Source organism: Nocardiopsis sp. iso_186 (genome assembly GCF_056173365.1).
On record NZ_CM149670.1, the window covers coordinates 3,899,194 to 3,916,811 of the forward strand.

Here is a 17,618-nt window from a genome sequence, read left to right on the forward strand (position 1 = left end):
ACGTCCGGGATGATTGGCGTTCGACACAAACCCCTGAAGGAGGGAACCCGTGGCGCTGTACGAGGTGCAGGCCCGCAAGTGGGAGAACGGCTGGGAACTCCGCGTCACCGACGTCGGGGTCACCTGGTCGCCGTCCCTGGGCGACGCCGAGTCGCGGGCCCGGGAGTTCATCGCCACCCAGTTGGAGCGGGACGAGCGCACGATCCACTTGGACCTGGTCCCCCACGTCAGTGACGACCTCGACCAGCTCGCGGTGGAGGCGAGACGGGCGCTGCACACCGCCGACGAGGCGATGCGGGGCGCAGCCGCGAAAACCAAGGAGGCCGTGTACGGCCTGACGGACGCGGGACTGAGCGCCAACGACATCTCCAACTACCTGGGGTTGTCGGCCCAGCGCCTGGAACAGCTCGTCCAAGGGTGAGGCCCTTGCCGTAGTCCGTCGGCAGAAGCAGCAGGAAACAGTCGCCGGAGGGACTAAGTTGGGGCGGGTCATGCCTAGTCAAGCCGACCACACCCCCCGCACAGAGGACGACCTGTCGGACGGTCCTGCCGAGACCGGTTTCCCCGGATCCGACGACCCGCTCACCCGGCTGGGACTCTACAGCTACCTGACCGCGCGCGAGCGGCGCGGTTACATCGCGATCATGCGACTGTTCACGTCCACCCTGCTGGCCGACCTCGGCGCGGGTGAAGTCGCCGCCGCACTCGCCGAGGCCGAGAGGCGTGGTGAGGTGGAGCCGGGCGAGTCCCGGCTGGAGACGGTCGTCGACCGCCTGGAGCAGCTGGCCAAGTGGGGCAACCTGGTTCCCGGTCGGCGCGAGCCGGTCGCCACGATCGCGGAGTTCACCCAGAGCCGGATGCGCTACCAGGTGTCCAAACTCGCAACGCGGGTGCAGCGCGAGGTCAACGGGGTCCTCGCGGTGGCCGAGGGCGCTCGCGAAGTCTCCCGAGAACTGCTGCCGGCCATCGAACAGGGCCTGGCGGCGATCCAGCACACGGTCGGCGAGATCCGCACCGTGGAACGCAGCGGCGCCGACGGCACCGCGCGACGGCTGCGCGAGGACCTCGCCCGTCACGTCACCACCTTGTTCCTGCAACACGACGAGTTCGCCGCAGCCGTCCGCGACTTCTACGCCTATCTCGGCTCGGTCATCGCACGCTACGACCTCGCCCCGGCCGAGATGTCGGGCTTCAAGCACATGCTTTTGGAATACGTGGAGCTGATCGCCAAAGACGTGCTGCGCCACTCCGAACCGATCGTGGACCGCCTGGGCGCGCTGGAGCGCTGCCGTACGGACCTGCTGGACCTGCTGGGCGCGCGTGGCGACGACCTCTCCTCCTCGTCGGCCCTCCCCCGCTTCGCGACGCGGCCCGGGCCCGCTGTCCAACCCGAGCTGATGGAACGGGCTCCCGGGCGGCGTGCCTCGGACTGGGACGGCCTGGCCGACTGGTTCGTCGGCCGTCCGGGGCGCCCCTCCGAGGTGAGCGCGTTGCGCGACGCCACCAGCAGGGCGATCACCGCGCTGCTGACCAATGTCAAACGGGTCAGCGGGGTGGGCGGGGTGGACCCCGGCCGCCGACGCGACCTGTTGACTCTGGCCTCGTGGTTCGACGAGGCATCGCCCGAGGCCGCGCACGACCTCTACACGAGCGCGTTCGGCCTGTTCTCCGCCCGCCACCTGGCACTGTGCAACGAGGACGACGCAGCCGCGCCGGACCGGTCCTGGGCCGAGGGCGCGCGCGTGCGGGTGGACGTCAACGTCGGCAACCGCGGGGAGCGCGCGGCGACGGGGCGGATCCACCCCGTCACCGAGGATCCGCTGGGCCGGGCCGCGTTGCTCCAGGAGCAGGAGCAGCGACGCCGCCGGCGCGACACCGCGGTGGGCGAGTTGGCGGCCTCCGCGCAGGACCTGGCCTCGGCCCGGCTGTCGGGCGACGCCCTGGAGATCTTCTGCGAGCTGCTGGCTCTGGCCGGTGCCTCCCGGGACACCCCTGCGGAAGGGGGGATCGCGGCCGACCCCATCAGCGGTCTGACCCTGTCCGTCGAGCAGCGGCGCGGACACTCCGCCCGGGTGGGCTCGGTACTGGGCACCCTGGAACTGCGCGACACAGAGGTGCGCCTGGAACTGACGGAGCCGATGCGATGAACCGCCGGGAACGTCCCCTGGGGCTAAACGAGCGCGCCGCGTTCACCGGATTGGACGATCTGGAGACCGCGCAACTGCGCCGCTACGTGCGGGTCCTCCTGCGGCACCCGCTGCTGCGCCCCGGCGGCCCCGGCGGCGAGGCGCTGAGCGGTGTACGGCGCAACGCCGACCGGCTTCAGTCCCTGTTCGCGGCCTACCTGGGCTACCGCCTCGTTGTGGAACCGACGTTCGCCCGGTTGTACAAGACCCCCCGACCGGGCGGCGGTGTGCGCGGCGCGCACAAACGCAGCGGAGCGGCGTTCACCCCGCGCGGTTACGCCTACCTCGCGCTGGTGCTGGCCGTGCTGACCGGTGGCGGAACGCAGTTGCTGCTCTCGCGGCTGGTCTCGGAGGTACGGGCCGCCGGCGCCGAGGCCGGCCTGGAGGTGGGTACGGGAATCGTGGACCGGCGTGCACTCACCGCCGCCCTGCGCCATCTCATCGAGCTCGGGGTACTGGCCGAAACCGACGGCAGTGTCGCCGCGTGGGCCGACGACTCCGGCCGGGAGGCTTTGCTGGACGTGGACCCCGAGCTGCTGGGCCATCTGGTGGCCGCACCGCTGGGGCGGGCCGATTCCCCCGGCGAACTGGTCACCGCTTCCCCCGGGCTCGGCGACGACCGGCACGTCGTGCGGCGGCGGCTGGTCGAGGACCCTGTCGTGGCCCACGCCGATCTGAGCCCCGGCCAACACGACTGGCTGCGCCGCAACCTGGGACGCGAGGCAGAACTACTGGAAGACGTCACCGGCCTGCGCTTGGAGGCGCGCGCCGACGGAGTACTGGCGGTGGATCCCGACGGTTATCTGACCGACCGTGCCTTCCCCGGGCCGGGCACCGTGGAGCGCGTCGCGCTCTTGACGCTGGCCGAGCTCTTCGACGACGCACCCGGCACTCCCGCGGTGGGTACCGAGCCGAGCGCGAAAGAGCCGGCGGCCCGGGCCCCGGGGGCCACGGTGGTTGACACCGCGCGTTTCACCGCGGCCGTGACGGTCATCGCGCAGCGGTATCCCCAGGCATGGTCACGGGAGGCCGTGCGCGACCCCGGCCAACTGGCCCGGTCGGTACTGCGGGCGCTGTCGGAGTCGGGACTGGCCCGGGTGCTGCCCGGGTCTCTCGTGGCCATCAGTCCGGCCGCAGGCCGCTACCTGCCGGTCCTGGACGCTCCGGAGGAAGAGGGAGCACCGGCCGAACAGGACCCGTCCCCCGCCCCCCTGGACGACGGCCAGGAATCCCTGTTCTCCTTCTGACCCCTTATCAAGACGTAGGCGTATACGAGTGAGGATCGACGACGTGGACGGCGAGGCGACCCCGCGCACCCGATGGCGGCTGCACCGGGGCGGTGTGGTGAACATCTGGCAGTACACCGAGGAGGTCTTCGACCTGTCCGGCGGGCGGGTCATCTTCAAGGGGACCAACGGTTCGGGCAAATCGCGCACCCTGGAACTACTGCTGCCGTTGTGCCTGGACGGCGATCTGCGCACCATGGGCTGCAAGGGCTTCGACACCGTCAGCATGGGCCGCCTCATGCTCGACGACTACACCCAGGGCTCGTCACGGCTGGGCTACGCCTGGGTCGAACTGCGCAGGGAGGCCGCGGACGGCAGCGAGGAGTTCCTGACCACCGGCGTGGGGGTGAAGGCCACGGCGTCGAGTCGTCAGGTCAGCGACTCGTGGCGGTTCATCACCCCACTGCGGGTGAACATCGACTTCGCCCTGATGGAACAGGACCGGCCGATCACCCCGGCACGACTGCGCGAACATATCGGCGCGGACGCGGTGGTGGACGAGGCCGCGGCGTTCCAGGAGCGGGTGGCAGCGGCCGTGTACGGCATCAAGGGCGGCGGGCGCTACACCGACCTGCTGCATCTGCAACGCACCCTGCGCAACCCCGACATCGGCCTCAAGGTCCTCCAGGGACAGCTGGAGCAGCTGCTGTCCGACGCGCTGCCGCCCATCGACTCCGGCGTAGTCGTACGCACCGCCAACGGCCTGGACAACCTGGAGGGGGTGCGCCGCAACGTCGCCCGGCTGCGCGTCGCCGACACCGCGCTGCAGGAGTTCCTGTCCGGGTACCGGGGATACGCCCGCGGCGTGCTCGCCGACCGGGCCTCTGTGCTGACCAAGGCGGAGAAGGATCTGGAGCGGGCCCGCCGGGCCTATGCCAAGCAGGAGAGCGAACACGCCGAGGCCGAGGAGCACAGCGAGAAGGCCCGCGCCGACCGCGACGCCCTGACGGAGCGGCGCGAGGTCGTGCAGGCGGAACTGGACGCGTTGAAGTCCTCTGACGCCTACCGGGCGCTGGGGGACCTCGACGACAAGGCGGAGACGGTGGCCTCCCAGCGCCGCAATGCCGAGGGGGCGCTGCGCCACGCGGCCGAGTTGCGCACGGCAGAGGAACAGTCGGTGGCGGCCCTGCACCGCGCGGCGGCCACGGTCCGCCGTGCCGGGGAGTCGGTGCGCGGCGCAGCGGGAGCGGCCCGCGAATCACTGTCGTCAGTGGGCCTCGGGGCGCCTCTGGGCGACACATCGGCGCTGGTGCCAAAGACCTCGCCGCGCGGAGAGACCGCCCGGGTACTGCTGTGTGCCGACCCTGGCGCACCGGCGGAGGAGGTGCGACGTCCGTTGCCCCCGGCGGTGGACGTTCCCTCACTGGTCGAGGAGGCCGGACGGGTCGCCGGACGGATCGAGGCCGCTGCACGGGCTGTCGGCGAACGCGGTCCATTGCTGACGGGGCTGCGCGCCCGGGCGCAGCGCCTCACCGAGCATGCCGACCGTGTACGGCAACTCGGTGCGGCAGCGGAGCGGGCGGCCGAGGAGTCCGCTGACGCGGCGCAACGGTCCCGCCAGACCCAGGAGCAGGTGGACACGGCCGCCGGGGAATGGACCGACGCCGTGCGCGAGTGGCGCGGCAAGCGCCCGGCCCCCGCCCCTGGAACGGACGCACCGGAGCTGGACCAGGCTCCGGAGACCGCCGCCGTGGCCGCCGATCCCGAGTCCTTCGGTGACGCCGAGCGTAGGGCCCGCGCGGCGCTGCAACCGGCTGCGCGCGCGGTCCAGCAGTCGGTACTGGCCGCACAGCAGCGCCGCGCCGACGCACACGACGTACACGCGGCGCTGGAGGCCGAGCTCGTCGAGTTGCGCTCGGCCGTGGAGGTCGCACTGCCCGACCCCGAACTGACCAGGGCACGGCGCGCGGCCGGGGAGGGGCTTCCGTTCTACCGAGCGGTGGACTTCGCAGCGGACCTCCCCGCTGAGCGGAGGGCAGCACTGGAGGCCGCCCTCCAGGCCAGCGGCCTGCTGAACGCGTGGGTCCCCCGCGCAGGACTTCCCGATGACGACCTCGACACCTGGGCGGTCCCCGGGGAACCGGTGTCGGGCCCGTCCCTGGCCGATCTGCTGCGCCCGGCCGGTGGCGACGAACCGGTCGTCTCCGAGGAGACGGTGCGCGCACTGCTGCGCTCGATCCCGTTGAGCGGCGACGGAGCAGGCGGCCTCACCCTCTCGGCCGACGGTGACGGCCGGTGGCGTGCGGGGGTACTGCACGGGCGGCACGCGAAAGACGAGGCCGAGCACATCGGGGCGGGTGCGCGGGAGGCGGTGCGCCGCCGCCGGATCGCGGCGTTGCAGGAACGGGTTGCCGAGGCCGCGGGCCTGGTGGAGGAACACGCGGCCCACCTCGCACACGCCGAGGCGCTGGAACGTGCGTGGGAGTCCTGGCTGACGGCGTTCCCCGGCACCGGCACGCTGCTCACGGCGCACGTAGAGGCCCGTACCGCCCGCTCCGCGGCCCGACGCGCGGCCGCGGACGCCGAGAGGGCCGAGGCGGAGCACGCCCGCGAGCGGGCGGAGTTCACGGCGGACCGTGCCGCCCATCGGCGCTCCTGCGGCGACCTGGGTGTCGCCGAGGACGCCGAGACACTGGCCGCGCTGTGCGAGGAGGCCCGCACCGCCACGAGCGCATTGGAGCAGTGTTCCGGTCTGCTTGCACGTGACTACCCCGAGGCGCTGGAGGGGGTGCGCGCGGCGCGCGAGGACCACGCGACCACCTGTTCGGGGCGTCGTGACGCGGAGACGGCCGCGCTGGAGGCGCACCGGCGCCATTCGGAGGCGCACGCGGCCCTGGAGACGCTCCGCTCAACCCTGGGCCACGACGCCGAGGAGGTCGCCCTGCGGGTGCGCGCACTGGCCGAGGAGCGCGACCGGCTCAAGGACGAGTCCCCGAAGGTCTTCGACCACTACGACACGCTGCGCGACACCGCCAAGGAACTGGAGGGGCGGCTGGAGGCCGCCCGGATGCGGATCGAGGGGGCAGACGGCCTACTGGGCAAGGTGTCCGACGCCGAGGACGCCCTCACCGACGCGGCAGGGGTCGCCGGCGTCTGGGAGGCCGCCACCGAACAGGTCAACCCCCCGTTCGAGCGTGCGGAGCTGCGCACGGCGCTGACCGACGCCCTGTCGGAGGGTGAGCCGCCCGGCGACCCCGCGGCTCTGGAGCGCGACCTGCTCACCCGGATCCACACCCTGCAGTCGGCGCTCAGCGGCACCCACGACGTGCAGGCGGACCGCCATCCCCGGCACGGGATCCTGACGGTGACCGTCAGCGAGGAGTCGGGAACCGCACCCGTGGCGGCCACCGCGCGCCTGACGCTCGCACGGCTGGAGGAGGCGGAGTCGAACCTGACCGGCCGCGAGGAGCAGATCTTCGAGGACTACCTGCTCAGCGACATCGCCGAGGAACTGCGCCGTCAGATCGCGGCTGCGGAGAGCCTCACCCGGCGGATGAACACGGTGCTGACCAGCGCGCACTCCAGCCAGGGAGTACGCGTCGAGCTGACGTGGGAGCCGGCTACCCATCTGGACCCCGCCGAGCGGTCGGCGTTCGCCTTGGCGAAGAAGTCCGCGGCCCAACGCTCTCCCGAGGAGAACGAGCGGCTGCGGCGCGCGTTGATGGACCGCATCCGCACCACTCGCGACGAGGGCCGCAGCTCCGGATACGCCGAGGTGCTGACCGGAGCGTTGGACTACCGCGCGTGGTACGCCTACCGGGTCCGGGTGCACGACATCGGTCCGGACGGCCAGGCCCGTGACCGGCGCATGCGCCAGCTGTCCTCGGGCGAGACCCGGCTGGTGTCCTACGTGACGCTGTTCGCGGCGAGTGCCGCCTTCTACGACGCGCTCGAAGCAGACATCGACGGCACGTTGCGTCTGGTGCTGCTGGACGAGGCGTTCGAGCGCCTGGACGACCCGACGATCGCCCGCCTCCTGGAACTTCTGGTCAACCTGGACATGGACTGGGCGATCACCTGGCCCTCGGGGTACGGGGTCTCTTCCAGGATTCCGCGTATGCACATCTACGACATCTTGAAGCGCAAGGGCGCGTGGGGGGTGGCGTGCGCGCGCACCACCTGGAACGGCAGCGGATTCGATGCGGCGGCGTAAGGCCGGCGCACCCGCGGTGGTGCGCTTAGGCCGCCCTGCGCCGGGTAGTGCGATCGAGGGGCCGGGTTATTCCCGGCCGGACCTGTAATCAGGGCGGCACTGATCGGGCCCCTCTGCTGCTGATAGCTTTTTTCCAGCGATCACTCGCAGGTTTTCCACAACAGTCTTTTCGAGATCGGAAGGTGCGCATATGTCCGCGCCGTACTCGCTTCCTGAACTGCCCTACGACTACGCGGCCCTTGAGCCGTGGATCTCCGGCCAGATCATGGAGCTCCACCACGACAAGCACCACGCTGCTTACGTGAAGGGCACCAACGACGCCCTGGAGCAGCTGGCGGAGGCTCGGGACAAGGAGAGCCTGGGCTCCGTCAACCTGCTGCAGAAGAACCTGGCCTTCAACCTGGCCGGCCACGTGAACCACAGCGTGTTCTGGCCGAACCTGTCCCCCGACGGCGGGGACAAGCCCGAAGGCGAACTGGCCGCGGCCATCGATGACGCCTTCGGCTCCTTCGATGCCTTCCGCGCGCACTTCAACGCCGCCGCCACCGGCATCCAGGGATCCGGCTGGGCGATCCTGGCCTGGGACATCCTCGGCCAGCGCCTCATCATCGAGCAGCTCTACGACCACCAGGGCAACCTCGCCGCGGGCTCCTACCCGCTGCTGCTCCTGGACATGTGGGAGCACGCGTTCTACCTGCAGTACAAGAACGTCAAGGCCGACTACGTGAAGGCGTTCTGGAACGTCGTCAACTGGGCCGACGTTCAGCAGCGCTTCACCGCGGCCAGCAAGGTCGCGCTGGGCTAGTCCCGAAGCACCCGGAAACCGCGGGCGGCGCCTCCATGCAGGAGGCGCCGCCCGCGTCGTGTCGTGGAGGTCAGCCGCCCAGCAGGCGGACCGCCTGGGCGACCGAACTCGCGACCGGGCTACCGGTGGCTTCCAGTCGCTCGCGGGTCATGAGCCCGGTGGCGACCAGGACGGAGTGCGCACCGGCCTCCTGGGCCGCACGGGCGTCGTCGTCGATGTCCCCGATGAGCACTGTCGTGGCCGGATCGATGTCCTGGGCGACCAGGTGTTCGATGAGGTGGGCTGCTTTGGAGTCGCCCTCGGTGTCGTAGCGGCGGCCGTCCACCCGGGTGAAATGGACGGTCAGGCCGCGTTGGTCGATGAGCGGCACGAGGTGGTCGTGTGAGGCCATCGACAGCAGCGACTGGGTGCGTCCACCGGTCGGCCAGGCCAGCAGGGTGTCAACGACGCCTTCCGCCAGCTCGCAGCTCTCCAGGTGCTCCAGGTAGAAGCGGTCGTACATCGTGTTGACGCGCTCCCACTCCCCTTCGCGGAAGGCCCGTCCGATCAGTTCCTCGTAGCAGGGGATGAGGGGTCGGCGAAAACTGGACCGCCAGAAGTCCAGATCGATCGGCGCACGCCCGAAGTCGGCGCAGATCCGGTTGACCGCTGCGAGGTTGGCGTGGTTGTCGTCGAGAAGCGTTCCGTTCCAGTCCCAGACGATGTGCTGGACGCCGGTCGGGGGGAACGTTGTATTGATTGCCACTCTGACAACTGTACGAGCCGTTGACGAAGCCGCACGGAGGCGGGTGTTAGGCGGTCGCCGCCCGCTCCGCGCGCCTGCGCCTGCCCCTGCGCAGCAGCAGTACGCCGCCCATCGCGATCAGCGGGATCAGGAGCACGATGAGCAGTGGCAGCAGGATGGCGAGAGCCGCCATGAAAAAGCTGGCCACGTCCTCGACCACGCTGGCGACCGGGGCTCCGATCCCGACCGTGACCGTGTTGACGAGCGGTCGGACCAGTGCCTTGAGTGTGTGGAAGAGCAGCGCGACGATCGCGCCGACGATGACGAACACCCACGTCATCGTGCCCTCGCCCCCGCCGGCGGCGGCTGCGGTGACGGTGTCGGTGGTCACCGGGTCCGCTGCGGTAAGGGTGCTCGCTCCGGCTCCGAAGGTGATCCCGCCCGCGGTGGGACGGATGACGGTCTGGAGCACATCGTTGACGCTGTCAACCCCGGGAATTTTGTCGGCCAGGAACTCGACGGCCAGGAGCACTCCGAGCACGATCAGGACGGCGGGGTTGGCCAACCACTCCCAGCCGGCCCCCAAGGGGAACCAGTCGGTGTAGCGGGCCAGCACACCGGCCATCAACAGGGGAATGTAGGCGTTGAGGCCGGCCGACGACGCCAGCCCCAACCCGGTCAGCAGCTCCACTGGGGATCCTCACTGCAGGCTCGGTCAGAGGTCTCCCCTCTAGGATGCGCCGGACGCGCGGCTGGTTTCCCCTTTCTCCCCGGCGTTCCACCCGTCACGGAACCTGCCCGTTACTGGCGGTAGTCCTCGACCTCCGGTGCGGGGCGCACCCGGGCCTCGTCAGGGCTCTCCCCGAACTCCTCGCGGGCCCTGCGCTGACGCAGCAGGTCCCAGCACTGGTCGAGAGCCCGTTCCAGCCCCGAGACGCGTTCGCGTTCCTGGGGCGTGAGTCGGTGCTCGTACTGTTCGCGCAGGTCGCGCTCTTCGTTCACCAGCTCGCCGATCCGCTGGATGATCTCTGCTTCGTGACTCTTCGCATCGCTCATGGAAACCATGTTCGACCTCACCGGATGCCGAATCAAGCTTCTGGGCACCCGTATAACGGCAGCCCAGGGGCACATCGACGGATATGTCGGACAGGACGGGTTAGTCGGGTCCCGGTCCGGGAAAGCCTCAGCGCGTCGGTGACGCTTTCGCCCGGGGATCGATCCGCTCGGCCCCTTCCACCCTCTCGCCGGCTTGGAGCGCCTGATGAAGATCTACGCCGATCGCCCCCTCCGCTTCACCCTGCAGTTCCTCAGCGATGCGTTCGCCATCGTGTGGATCTGGCTATGGGTACGGGCGGGACAGTCCCTCCACGCGACCCTGATGACGCTGACCCGACCGGGCGAGCTGATGGAGGAGTCGGGCGGCGGACTGACCTCGCACATGAACGAGGCCGCCGAAGTGGCCGGGGGCGTCCCGCTCGTCGGCGAACAACTGGCCGTGCCGTTCCAGAGCATGGGCGAAGCCGGGGACAGTCTGAGCGAGGCAGGAACCCGGTTCCAGGAGAGCGTGACGGAGATGGCACTGCTGCTGTCGGTGCTGACCGCCGTACTGCCCGTCATGATGATCCTGGTCCTGTGGCTGCCTTTGCGTGCCCGGTGGATTCGCCAGGCATCGGGAGCCAGACGGCTGCGCAGGATGTCGCCCGAGGCCAGTTCCGAACTGCTCGCTCTTCGCGCACTGGCGTCAGCGCCGGTGCGGGCGCTGACCAAGGTGCACGGGGACCCGGTGGACGCGTGGCGCAGAGGCGACCCCGAGGCGGTGGACCGGCTAGCCGCACTGGAGCTCAGGCGGTTGGGGCTGCGCCGCTAGCGCCCGGGGAGGACCGTGTCCGCCCGAACCGCAGCAGGGCGGCGCCACCGAGCGTCCCCGCCCCTGCCATCACGAGACTGCCCAGGGCGGTTGCGGTGACCGGTAGCCCGGAGATCCCCTTGGGGTCGCGCCCGGGGCCGGGCACCGCCATGACGTTGACGGGGCGAGCGGGGGCGGGGGCGTCGCCCGCGCGGGCGGACGGCCCGCAGTCCACGGCGACGTCGCCGAGCACCAGGGTGAAGATCTCGGTCCGGGCGGTGGACACACTGATGGTGGTCGCGACACGACCGGTACCGGGAGCGTCGTCGGGGACGTCCGCGACGATCTCGACCATGGCCGGTTCGCCGGTACCGGGAAGGTCGAGGGCTGCGGAGACCGCCCCGGCCAAGGGAACGGCGAAGTCCGTACCGAAGACGGTAACCGTGCGGTCGTCGTAGCCAGGACCTCCGTTGAGCTTGTTCTCCCACGTGACGCTGCCGCTGAGGTCGCAGGCGACAGAGTGCCTCAGGGCGTCGAAGGCGACCGCGGGGACCGTGTGGCCGGGCAGATTGAGCCGGAACCCGCCGGAGATCGTACTGCGCGCGTCAGCGCGCCCCGCCCCGCCCTGGGTGGTGTTGGCCAACGACTCCGGGACCGCACCGATGTCGAGGCGGGCGCGCACCGAGTCGGGGTCGTCAGTGAAATCGGCCGAAGGGTAGTGACCGCCGTACTCCTCGCGGGTGATCACCACTCCCCAGTCTCCCGATACCGCCGTCGTCTCAAGGGCGACGAGTCGGCTTGCGGCCAACAGGGGAAACCCGTCACCGGCGAAAGCGGGCGGCCCCGTCCCGACCGCTCCGAAGGCAACCGCGAGCACCACCCACCATGGGAGGCCCCGCCGCAGACCTGACGCTGCCACGCTGCCCCCTCGACACTGCGTCGGGCGGCTTGCGCGGAGCACCCGTCAGGCACGCTGCACGAACCGCCATTCGGCCGGGCACTGCACAGCACCCGAAACCCCCGATTTCCGGCTTATCGCCATAAAAATTATCGAATAGGAAAGAGTGGTGTGCACAACGCCTATCTTCCTGTTTCGCACTTGTTCCGCAACGGAGACCTTCAGCGGCGGGCAGGGACGAGGCGGGCCTGTCATAACCGAACAGCCGAAGGGCATCACCGCACGGAACCGCAAGGGAGATCCAGGACACGGGATTCGCCACGGCCTCTCGGGAACAGGCCCGCCGTCCCGAAGCCGGCACTGGCGGCACGGCGCGGTCGCCGGATCAGCGATCATCGGCTTGTCCCCGTTGTCCGAAAGCATCCGGAACCCGGACCGCGCCCGACCCGGCGCCGCCACGCCCGCCCCATCCGACCACCAGGTCCGGATATACCCACAGGGGGTATCATTGGCCGAGGAAGCGACTAGTGACCAGGAGAGCGCCGAGATGGCCACCTACGGCTACCACCACGACAAGCAGCAGCACCTCAACCGGCTGCGGCGGATCGAAGGCCAGGTCCGTGGGCTTCAGCGCATGGTCGAGGAGGACTCCTACTGCATCGACATCCTCACCCAGACGTCCGCCGTGAACAAAGCGCTGCGCTCGTTCGCCCTGTCACTCCTGGACGAGCACCTCAAGCACTGCGTGGCGCACGCCGTCGCCAACGGCGGGACGGAAGCCGAGGAGAAGGTGCGCGAGGCGTCCGAGGCGATCGCCCGGCTGGTCCGCTCCTGATCCCATGAGCACGTCAACGGAAGCGAGGGCCGTCATGGCCAGCACCACCATCACCGTCAGCGGTATGACCTGCGGACACTGCGTGAGCTCGGTCAAGGAGGAAATCGGCGAACTGCCCGGCGTCACCACCGTGGACGTCGATCTGACGAGCGGGCGCGTTCAGGTGGAGAGCGCCGAACCGCTCACCGACATCCAGCTCAAGGATGCCGTCAGCGAGGCCGGCTACACCATCGTCGCCTGACCGGGGCGGCGGGCCGGGGCGGCTGTTGCGCCGCCCCGGCCGCACGCGTCCTGGCGCACTCGCCCCGCTCCGGACCGGACACCCGGCCCGGAATCGTCACGGGCGGGGCGGGGCGGAAGCCACCCGCTGCCTGGCCTGGTCCGGATCGAGGTACTGGGCTGCCTCTTCGGTGTCGACCAGGGTGTCCACGCGCCGGTCGAGGAAACCCAGCCGCGACACCTCGCCCCCCAGAAGGGAGCGGATCGCCCAGTTGGCGGCGACCCTGGCGCGCCCCGGTCCCGAGTGCAGCGCCAGCAGGTGGTAGGCGCGGGTGATCGCCAGCGCGGGAAGACCGGTGACCTCGTACCCCAACGGCCGGGCCAGCGCGTCCTTCCCGCTGAGGTTGACGAGCAGACCGAGGTCCTTGTGGTGGTACCGGCCTGCGCGTCCCCCAATCAGCGAGGCGATGATGTTGTCGGCCGCCGTCGGCCCCTGCCGGGAGGCGTGCTGGGCGGTCGGCGGGCACAGCGCCCCCTCCCCCTTGCTGAGGTCGGGCACCGCGGCGGAGTCCCCGATGGCGAAGACCTCGGGCGCATCGGGAGCGTGCAACTCCGGGGTGACCACCAGCTTGCCGCGATCGGTCTTCAGGCCCGTGGCGACCATGAGTGGGCTTGGCGCGGTCCCGGCCGTCCAGATCAGCGTGCGGGAGGGCAGGACCCTGTCGTCGGTGAGCGTCACCTTGTCCGCGGTGACCTCGCGGACGCTGACCTCCAGGCTGACCTCGACCCCTCTCTGTCGCAGCAGCCGCAGGGCGCTCTTGCCGAGGGACTCCCCCAGTTCGGGCATCAGAGCCGGCGCGATGTCCACCAGGTGCCACTGCACGTGCTCGCGCAACGCCGGATAGCGCCGGCATGCCTCGTCGCACAACAGTCTGAGCGAGGCTGCGGTCTCCACACCGGTGTAACCACCGCCGACCACGATGAAGGTGCAGCGCTCGTCGCGCTCGGCAGGATCGGTACTGGCGTTGGCCAGCTCCAACTGGGCCAGGACGTGGTCGCGCAGGTACACCGCTTCGGCAAGGTTCTTGTTTCCGCGGCCGTACTCCACGAGGCCGGGGATGTCGAAGACCCGGGTGTTACTGCCCGGCGCAAGGAGCAGCCGGTCGTAGCGCTCGAAGGACGTCTCACCGGAGATCTTGCGCACCACGACCGTACGGGACTCGGTATCCACCCCGATGGCCGCGCCGGGGACCATCCGGGTCCGGCTCAGTGTGCGGTGCAGCGAGGCTGCAATGGACTGCGGCGTGATCAGCCCCGAGGCGACCTGAGGGAGCAGCGGCTGGTAGAGCATGTAGTCGTTGGGCGTGATGAGCACCAACTCGGCGGCACCCTTGGGGATCTTGCGTTCCAGCCGGCGCAGTGCGCTCAGCCCCGCGAATCCTGCGCCAACCACCACGATGCGCGGCTGTGCCATGGTCGAACCACTCCCACTTGTCGCGTTCCCGGCGGTCGTTGTGCAAACGGAACCGACCGCCGCGGCGTGCGTGTCAGGTCGTGGTTCACGCTGCCCGCACCCCCCGATTGCCAAACGTGGAACGTCAGCGGATTGGTTGAATACCCAGCCGACCGCCTCACCTCGGACTTTGGTCTCCCTATGACCTTTGCCGGGATTTTCATACCTTGGCTTCACTCGCCATTGACTTTGTGACAACCACACACAGCTACGTTTCGTTACTGAGTGAAGTTATCGAGAGACGCTCGGTAACCACCCAGGCAATGAAGGGTCACCGATGAGGAGGACGAACATGCGGATTCTCGGCAGGACCGCGGCGGTCGCGGTTGCGGCGGGGGCGTTGTCAACCGGACTGGCAGGGGTGGCGCTGGCCGCACCACAGCCCGTCGAGCCCCTTCCCGACCGGCCCGGCGGCGCAGCGACTGCGGAGAACCCGGCGCAGCCGGGCGCGGAACTTCCCGCGCAAACCCCCGCCGAGGCCCCCGCCGATCCGGCAGAACTACTACAGAACCCCGATGTCGCAGCCCTGCTGGCCGATCCGGACGTCGTCACCATCCTGGGCAACCCCGACGTCGTCGCCCTCCTGGGCGAACCGGACGTCCTCAAGGTCCTGGGTGACACCGACGCGCTCGGCGCGCTGACCGACCTGGCACCCACCGACGCCATCGGCGGGGTGACCGACACCGCAGGAAGCGCGACCGGCGCGGGCGGTCTCGGCGGGGTACTTCCGTAGCCGCATCATTCGGACGGGCCCGCGTCAACCGCAGGGTCGGCCCGGGCCCGTCCCGTACGGGCCCGCGATCTGCGGATCAGTCGCCCATGGATGGCAGGAGGGCCGCGTGCGCCATGGAGAACAGGAGCGCGGCCATCTCGTCGCGGGCGAGCTCACCCGCACTGTGCGGCGTGGAGTTGAGCAGCCCGAAGACGGCATGCAGCGCCGCGCGCAAAATCTCCTCGGCCGTCCCCGGACGCAGCAGGGCCAATACGGCGACCCATTGTTCGACGTAACCGCGCTGGAGCCGGCGGATACGGCGGCGCTCGGCCTCGGGAACGTTCTCCAGTTCGCGATCCTGGACCGTGATGAGTGCCGGCTCGTCGAGAGCGAAATCGATGTGCCCGCGGAGCAACGCCGCCAACGCCTGCTCCGGCCCTTCGGCGGCCTGCGCCCTGGACCTGCCGGCTGTCGCCAGACGTTCACTGACCTCCAGGAGGATGGCGGCCAACAACGCTTCCTTCCCCGCGAAATGGCGATACAGCGCAGGGCCGCTGGTGCCTACGGCGCGCCCCAGGTCCTCGATGGAGACACCGTGGAATCCGCGTACGGCGAAGAGTTCGGCCGCTGCTCGCAGAATGACCTCTCGCCGGGCTCCCGGTCTTCGCTCAGCCATGGCCCCTCGATCCGCTCACTGCCCTGGACACCGATGTTAATGAACACTAACATCAGCGATGTTAGTGTTCATTAACGCACCTGGAGTGGCATTGAGCAGGGCACCCGTTCTCGTCTCGACGGCCGACACTGCAAGCGCTGCCTTCACGGCCAACGCCGAGGCGAACCTGGCACTCACCGCGCAACTGCGCGAGCGCGTCGCGACCGCCGCACTGGGGGGTCCGGAAAAGACCCGTGCCCGCCACGTCCAGCGTGGCAAGCTCCTGCCGCGCGACCGGGTGGACGCCCTGCTCGATCCAGGGTCGCCCTTCCTCGAACTGTCCCCCTTGGCGGCTTACGGCATGTACGGTGCCGACGGTCAGGACGCCCCGGCCGGCGGCATCATCACCGGGGTGGGGCGGGTCGCCGGCCGAGAGGTCGTGGTGGTCGCCAACGACGCCACCGTCAAAGGCGGCAGTTACTATCCGATGACGGTGAAGAAGCACCTCCGTGCCCAGGAGGTCGCCCTGCACAACCGCCTGCCGTGCGTCTACCTCGCCGACTCGGGCGGAGCGTTCCTGCCGATGCAGGACGACGTCTTTCCCGACCGCGAGCACTTCGGCCGGATCTTCTACAACCAGGCGACCATGTCCCGACAGGGCATCGCGCAGATCGCGGCCGTACTCGGTTCGTGCACCGCCGGTGGCGCCTACGTTCCCGCCATGAGCGACGAGGCGGTCATCGTGCGCGAGCAGGGCACGATCTTCCTCGGCGGCCCTCCCCTGGTCAAGGCGGCCACCGGCGAGATCGTGACAGCCGAGGACCTGGGCGGGGGGGACGTGCACTCGCGCGTCTCGGGCGTCATCGACCACCTCGCAGAGGACGACGCACACGCGCTGGGGATCGTGCGCCAGATCGTCAACACGCTGGGTCCACGCGCAGCCCCCGCCTGGGAACGCCGCGAGCCCCGGCCGCCGTCCGCGGACCCAGGCGAACTCTACGGCGTGGTGCCCGCAGACACCCGCACCCCTTATGACGTGCGCGAGGTGATCGCCCGCGTGGTCAACGCCAGCGAGTTCACCGAGTTCAAGGCCGAATACGGCACCACCCTGGTCACCGGTTTCGCACATGTGCACGGCCATCCGGTCGGGATCATCGCCAACAACGGCATCCTGTTCGCGGAGTCGGCGATGAAAGGGGCGCACTTCATCGAACTGTGCGACCGGCGCAGCATCCCCTTGGTGTTCCTGCAGAACATCTCCGGTTTCATGGTGGGACGCGACTACGAGGCCGGAGGCATCGCCAAGCACGGCGCGAAGATGGTCACGGCCGTGGCGTGCGCGCGCGTCCCCAAGTTCACCGTGGTCATCGGCGGCTCGTTCGGAGCGGGCAACTACAGCATGTGCGGCCGGGCCTACTCGCCGCGGTTCATGTGGATGTGGCCCAACGCCCGGATCTCGGTGATGGGCGGCGAGCAGGCCGCCTCCGTGCTCGCGACGGTGCGCCGCGACCAGATGGACGCCCGCGGCGAGGAGTGGCCGCGCTCCGCCGAAGAGGCATTCAAGGACCCCATCCGCGCACAGTACGAAGAACAGGGCAGCCCTTACTACTCGACCGCACGGCTGTGGGACGACGGGGTGATCGACCCTGCCGACACCCGCACCGTGCTCGGCCTGGGCCTGGCTGCGGCCCGCAACGCCCCGCTGGACCCCGTCGGCTACGGGGTCTTTCGCATGTGATCGTCTCCTCCCGCCCAGTTACGTCCTGCGACCCAGAAGGAATCGGAG

General features: G+C 70.0%; 16 protein-coding genes. 10 read left to right on the forward strand and 6 right to left on the reverse strand.

The window, feature by feature from the left end; all coding sequences use genetic code 11:
* The first annotated feature begins 49 nt into the window (after positions 1-49).
* From AC0VYP_RS17145 to AC0VYP_RS17165, 5 genes are all read left to right on the forward strand, one after another.
* Entirely contained in the window at positions 50-421 is a 372-nt protein-coding gene (locus AC0VYP_RS17145; RefSeq protein WP_285757032.1) for a hypothetical protein, read from the forward strand.
* A gap of 70 nt (positions 422-491) precedes the next feature.
* The gene (locus tag AC0VYP_RS17150; protein WP_475470686.1) at positions 492-2,147 is read left to right on the forward strand and encodes a DUF2397 domain-containing protein; all 1,656 of its coding nucleotides are present in this window, start codon (positions 492-494) and stop codon (positions 2,145-2,147) included.
* Entirely contained in the window at positions 2,144-3,433 is a 1,290-nt protein-coding gene (locus tag AC0VYP_RS17155) for a TIGR02678 family protein (RefSeq protein ID WP_475470687.1), read from the forward strand. The genes AC0VYP_RS17150 and AC0VYP_RS17155 overlap by 4 nt, the downstream gene beginning before the upstream one ends.
* A 28-nt stretch (positions 3,434-3,461) precedes the next feature.
* Positions 3,462-7,625 (forward strand): TIGR02680 family protein, encoded by a 4,164-nt coding sequence (locus tag AC0VYP_RS17160; RefSeq protein ID WP_475470688.1) that lies wholly within the window; start codon positions 3,462-3,464, stop codon positions 7,623-7,625.
* A gap of 190 nt (positions 7,626-7,815) precedes the next feature.
* Positions 7,816-8,430, forward strand: a complete 615-nt coding sequence (locus tag AC0VYP_RS17165) for a superoxide dismutase (protein ID WP_285757036.1) — start codon at positions 7,816-7,818, stop codon at positions 8,428-8,430.
* Positions 8,431-8,500: 70 nt separating this feature from the next.
* Here the strand turns inward: AC0VYP_RS17165 and AC0VYP_RS17170 are convergent, their stop codons facing one another.
* The 3 genes from AC0VYP_RS17170 to AC0VYP_RS17180 form a co-directional block, all read right to left on the reverse strand.
* Positions 8,501-9,175, reverse strand: a complete 675-nt coding sequence (locus AC0VYP_RS17170) for an HAD family hydrolase (RefSeq protein ID WP_475470689.1) — start codon at positions 9,173-9,175, stop codon at positions 8,501-8,503.
* 46 nt (positions 9,176-9,221) lie between these two features.
* The gene (locus AC0VYP_RS17175; protein ID WP_285757037.1) at positions 9,222-9,845 is read right to left on the reverse strand and encodes a DUF4126 domain-containing protein; all 624 of its coding nucleotides are present in this window, start codon (positions 9,843-9,845) and stop codon (positions 9,222-9,224) included.
* 110 nt (positions 9,846-9,955) lie between these two features.
* Positions 9,956-10,210, reverse strand: a complete 255-nt coding sequence (locus tag AC0VYP_RS17180) for a DUF2630 family protein (RefSeq protein ID WP_285757038.1) — start codon at positions 10,208-10,210, stop codon at positions 9,956-9,958.
* 205 nt (positions 10,211-10,415) lie between these two features.
* Between AC0VYP_RS17180 and AC0VYP_RS17185 the strand changes: the two genes are divergently transcribed.
* Positions 10,416-11,021, forward strand: a complete 606-nt coding sequence (locus tag AC0VYP_RS17185; protein WP_285757039.1) for a hypothetical protein — start codon at positions 10,416-10,418, stop codon at positions 11,019-11,021.
* Here AC0VYP_RS17185 and AC0VYP_RS17190 read toward each other — a convergent pair.
* Positions 10,996-11,919 carry a hypothetical protein gene (locus AC0VYP_RS17190; protein ID WP_475470691.1) on the reverse strand — a complete coding sequence of 308 codons (924 nt, stop codon included), beginning with the start codon at positions 11,917-11,919 and terminating at the stop codon, positions 10,996-10,998. The genes AC0VYP_RS17185 and AC0VYP_RS17190 overlap by 26 nt on opposite strands.
* A gap of 526 nt (positions 11,920-12,445) precedes the next feature.
* On the opposite strand from AC0VYP_RS17190, the gene AC0VYP_RS17195 reads away from it, so the two are divergent.
* Both AC0VYP_RS17195 and AC0VYP_RS17200 read left to right on the forward strand, forming a co-directional pair.
* On the forward strand, positions 12,446-12,733 hold the full coding sequence (locus AC0VYP_RS17195) for a metal-sensitive transcriptional regulator (protein ID WP_285757864.1): 288 nt from the start codon (positions 12,446-12,448) through the stop codon (positions 12,731-12,733).
* A 34-nt stretch (positions 12,734-12,767) separates the two neighbouring features.
* Positions 12,768-12,974 carry a heavy-metal-associated domain-containing protein gene (locus tag AC0VYP_RS17200; RefSeq protein WP_285757865.1) on the forward strand — a complete coding sequence of 69 codons (207 nt, stop codon included), beginning with the start codon at positions 12,768-12,770 and terminating at the stop codon, positions 12,972-12,974.
* Between the two features lie 96 nt (positions 12,975-13,070).
* On the opposite strand, the gene AC0VYP_RS17205 is transcribed toward AC0VYP_RS17200, so the two are convergent.
* The gene (locus AC0VYP_RS17205) at positions 13,071-14,426 is read right to left on the reverse strand and encodes an NAD(P)/FAD-dependent oxidoreductase (RefSeq protein WP_475470692.1); all 1,356 of its coding nucleotides are present in this window, start codon (positions 14,424-14,426) and stop codon (positions 13,071-13,073) included.
* A 331-nt stretch (positions 14,427-14,757) separates the two neighbouring features.
* Between AC0VYP_RS17205 and AC0VYP_RS17210 the strand changes: the two genes are divergently transcribed.
* Complete coding sequence (locus tag AC0VYP_RS17210; protein ID WP_475470694.1) at positions 14,758-15,198, forward strand: hypothetical protein; 441 nt, start codon at positions 14,758-14,760, stop codon at positions 15,196-15,198.
* 76 nt (positions 15,199-15,274) lie between these two features.
* Here AC0VYP_RS17210 and AC0VYP_RS17215 read toward each other — a convergent pair whose 3' ends face one another.
* Positions 15,275-15,853 carry an SACE_7040 family transcriptional regulator gene (locus tag AC0VYP_RS17215; RefSeq protein WP_285757043.1) on the reverse strand — a complete coding sequence of 193 codons (579 nt, stop codon included), beginning with the start codon at positions 15,851-15,853 and terminating at the stop codon, positions 15,275-15,277.
* A gap of 58 nt (positions 15,854-15,911) precedes the next feature.
* Here AC0VYP_RS17215 and AC0VYP_RS17220 point away from each other — a divergent pair, with 58 nt between their 5' ends.
* Positions 15,912-17,570, forward strand: coding sequence for a carboxyl transferase domain-containing protein (locus AC0VYP_RS17220; RefSeq protein WP_475470696.1), 1,659 nt, complete (start codon positions 15,912-15,914; stop codon positions 17,568-17,570).
* Positions 17,571-17,618 lie beyond the last annotated feature (48 nt).

Excerpts from the sequence above, each read along its gene's own strand:
- AC0VYP_RS17150 (WP_475470686.1), top strand. The coding sequence starts at position 492 with ATGCCTAGTCAAGCCGACCACACCCCCCGCACAGAGGACGACCTGTCG.
- AC0VYP_RS17155 (WP_475470687.1), top strand. The coding sequence starts at position 2,144 with ATGAACCGCCGGGAACGTCCCCTGGGGCTAAACGAGCGCGCCGCGTTC.
- AC0VYP_RS17165 (WP_285757036.1), top strand. The coding sequence starts at position 7,816 with ATGTCCGCGCCGTACTCGCTTCCTGAACTGCCCTACGACTACGCGGCC.
- AC0VYP_RS17180 (WP_285757038.1), bottom strand. The coding sequence starts at position 10,210 with ATGAGCGATGCGAAGAGTCACGAAGCAGAGATCATCCAGCGGATCGGC.
- AC0VYP_RS17185 (WP_285757039.1), top strand. The coding sequence starts at position 10,416 with ATGAAGATCTACGCCGATCGCCCCCTCCGCTTCACCCTGCAGTTCCTC.
- AC0VYP_RS17195 (WP_285757864.1), top strand. The coding sequence starts at position 12,446 with ATGGCCACCTACGGCTACCACCACGACAAGCAGCAGCACCTCAACCGG.
- AC0VYP_RS17200 (WP_285757865.1), top strand. The coding sequence starts at position 12,768 with ATGGCCAGCACCACCATCACCGTCAGCGGTATGACCTGCGGACACTGC.
- AC0VYP_RS17205 (WP_475470692.1), bottom strand. The coding sequence starts at position 14,426 with ATGGCACAGCCGCGCATCGTGGTGGTTGGCGCAGGATTCGCGGGGCTG.
- AC0VYP_RS17210 (WP_475470694.1), top strand. The coding sequence starts at position 14,758 with ATGCGGATTCTCGGCAGGACCGCGGCGGTCGCGGTTGCGGCGGGGGCG.
- AC0VYP_RS17215 (WP_285757043.1), bottom strand. The coding sequence starts at position 15,853 with ATGGCTGAGCGAAGACCGGGAGCCCGGCGAGAGGTCATTCTGCGAGCA.
- AC0VYP_RS17220 (WP_475470696.1), top strand. The coding sequence starts at position 15,912 with ATGTTAGTGTTCATTAACGCACCTGGAGTGGCATTGAGCAGGGCACCC.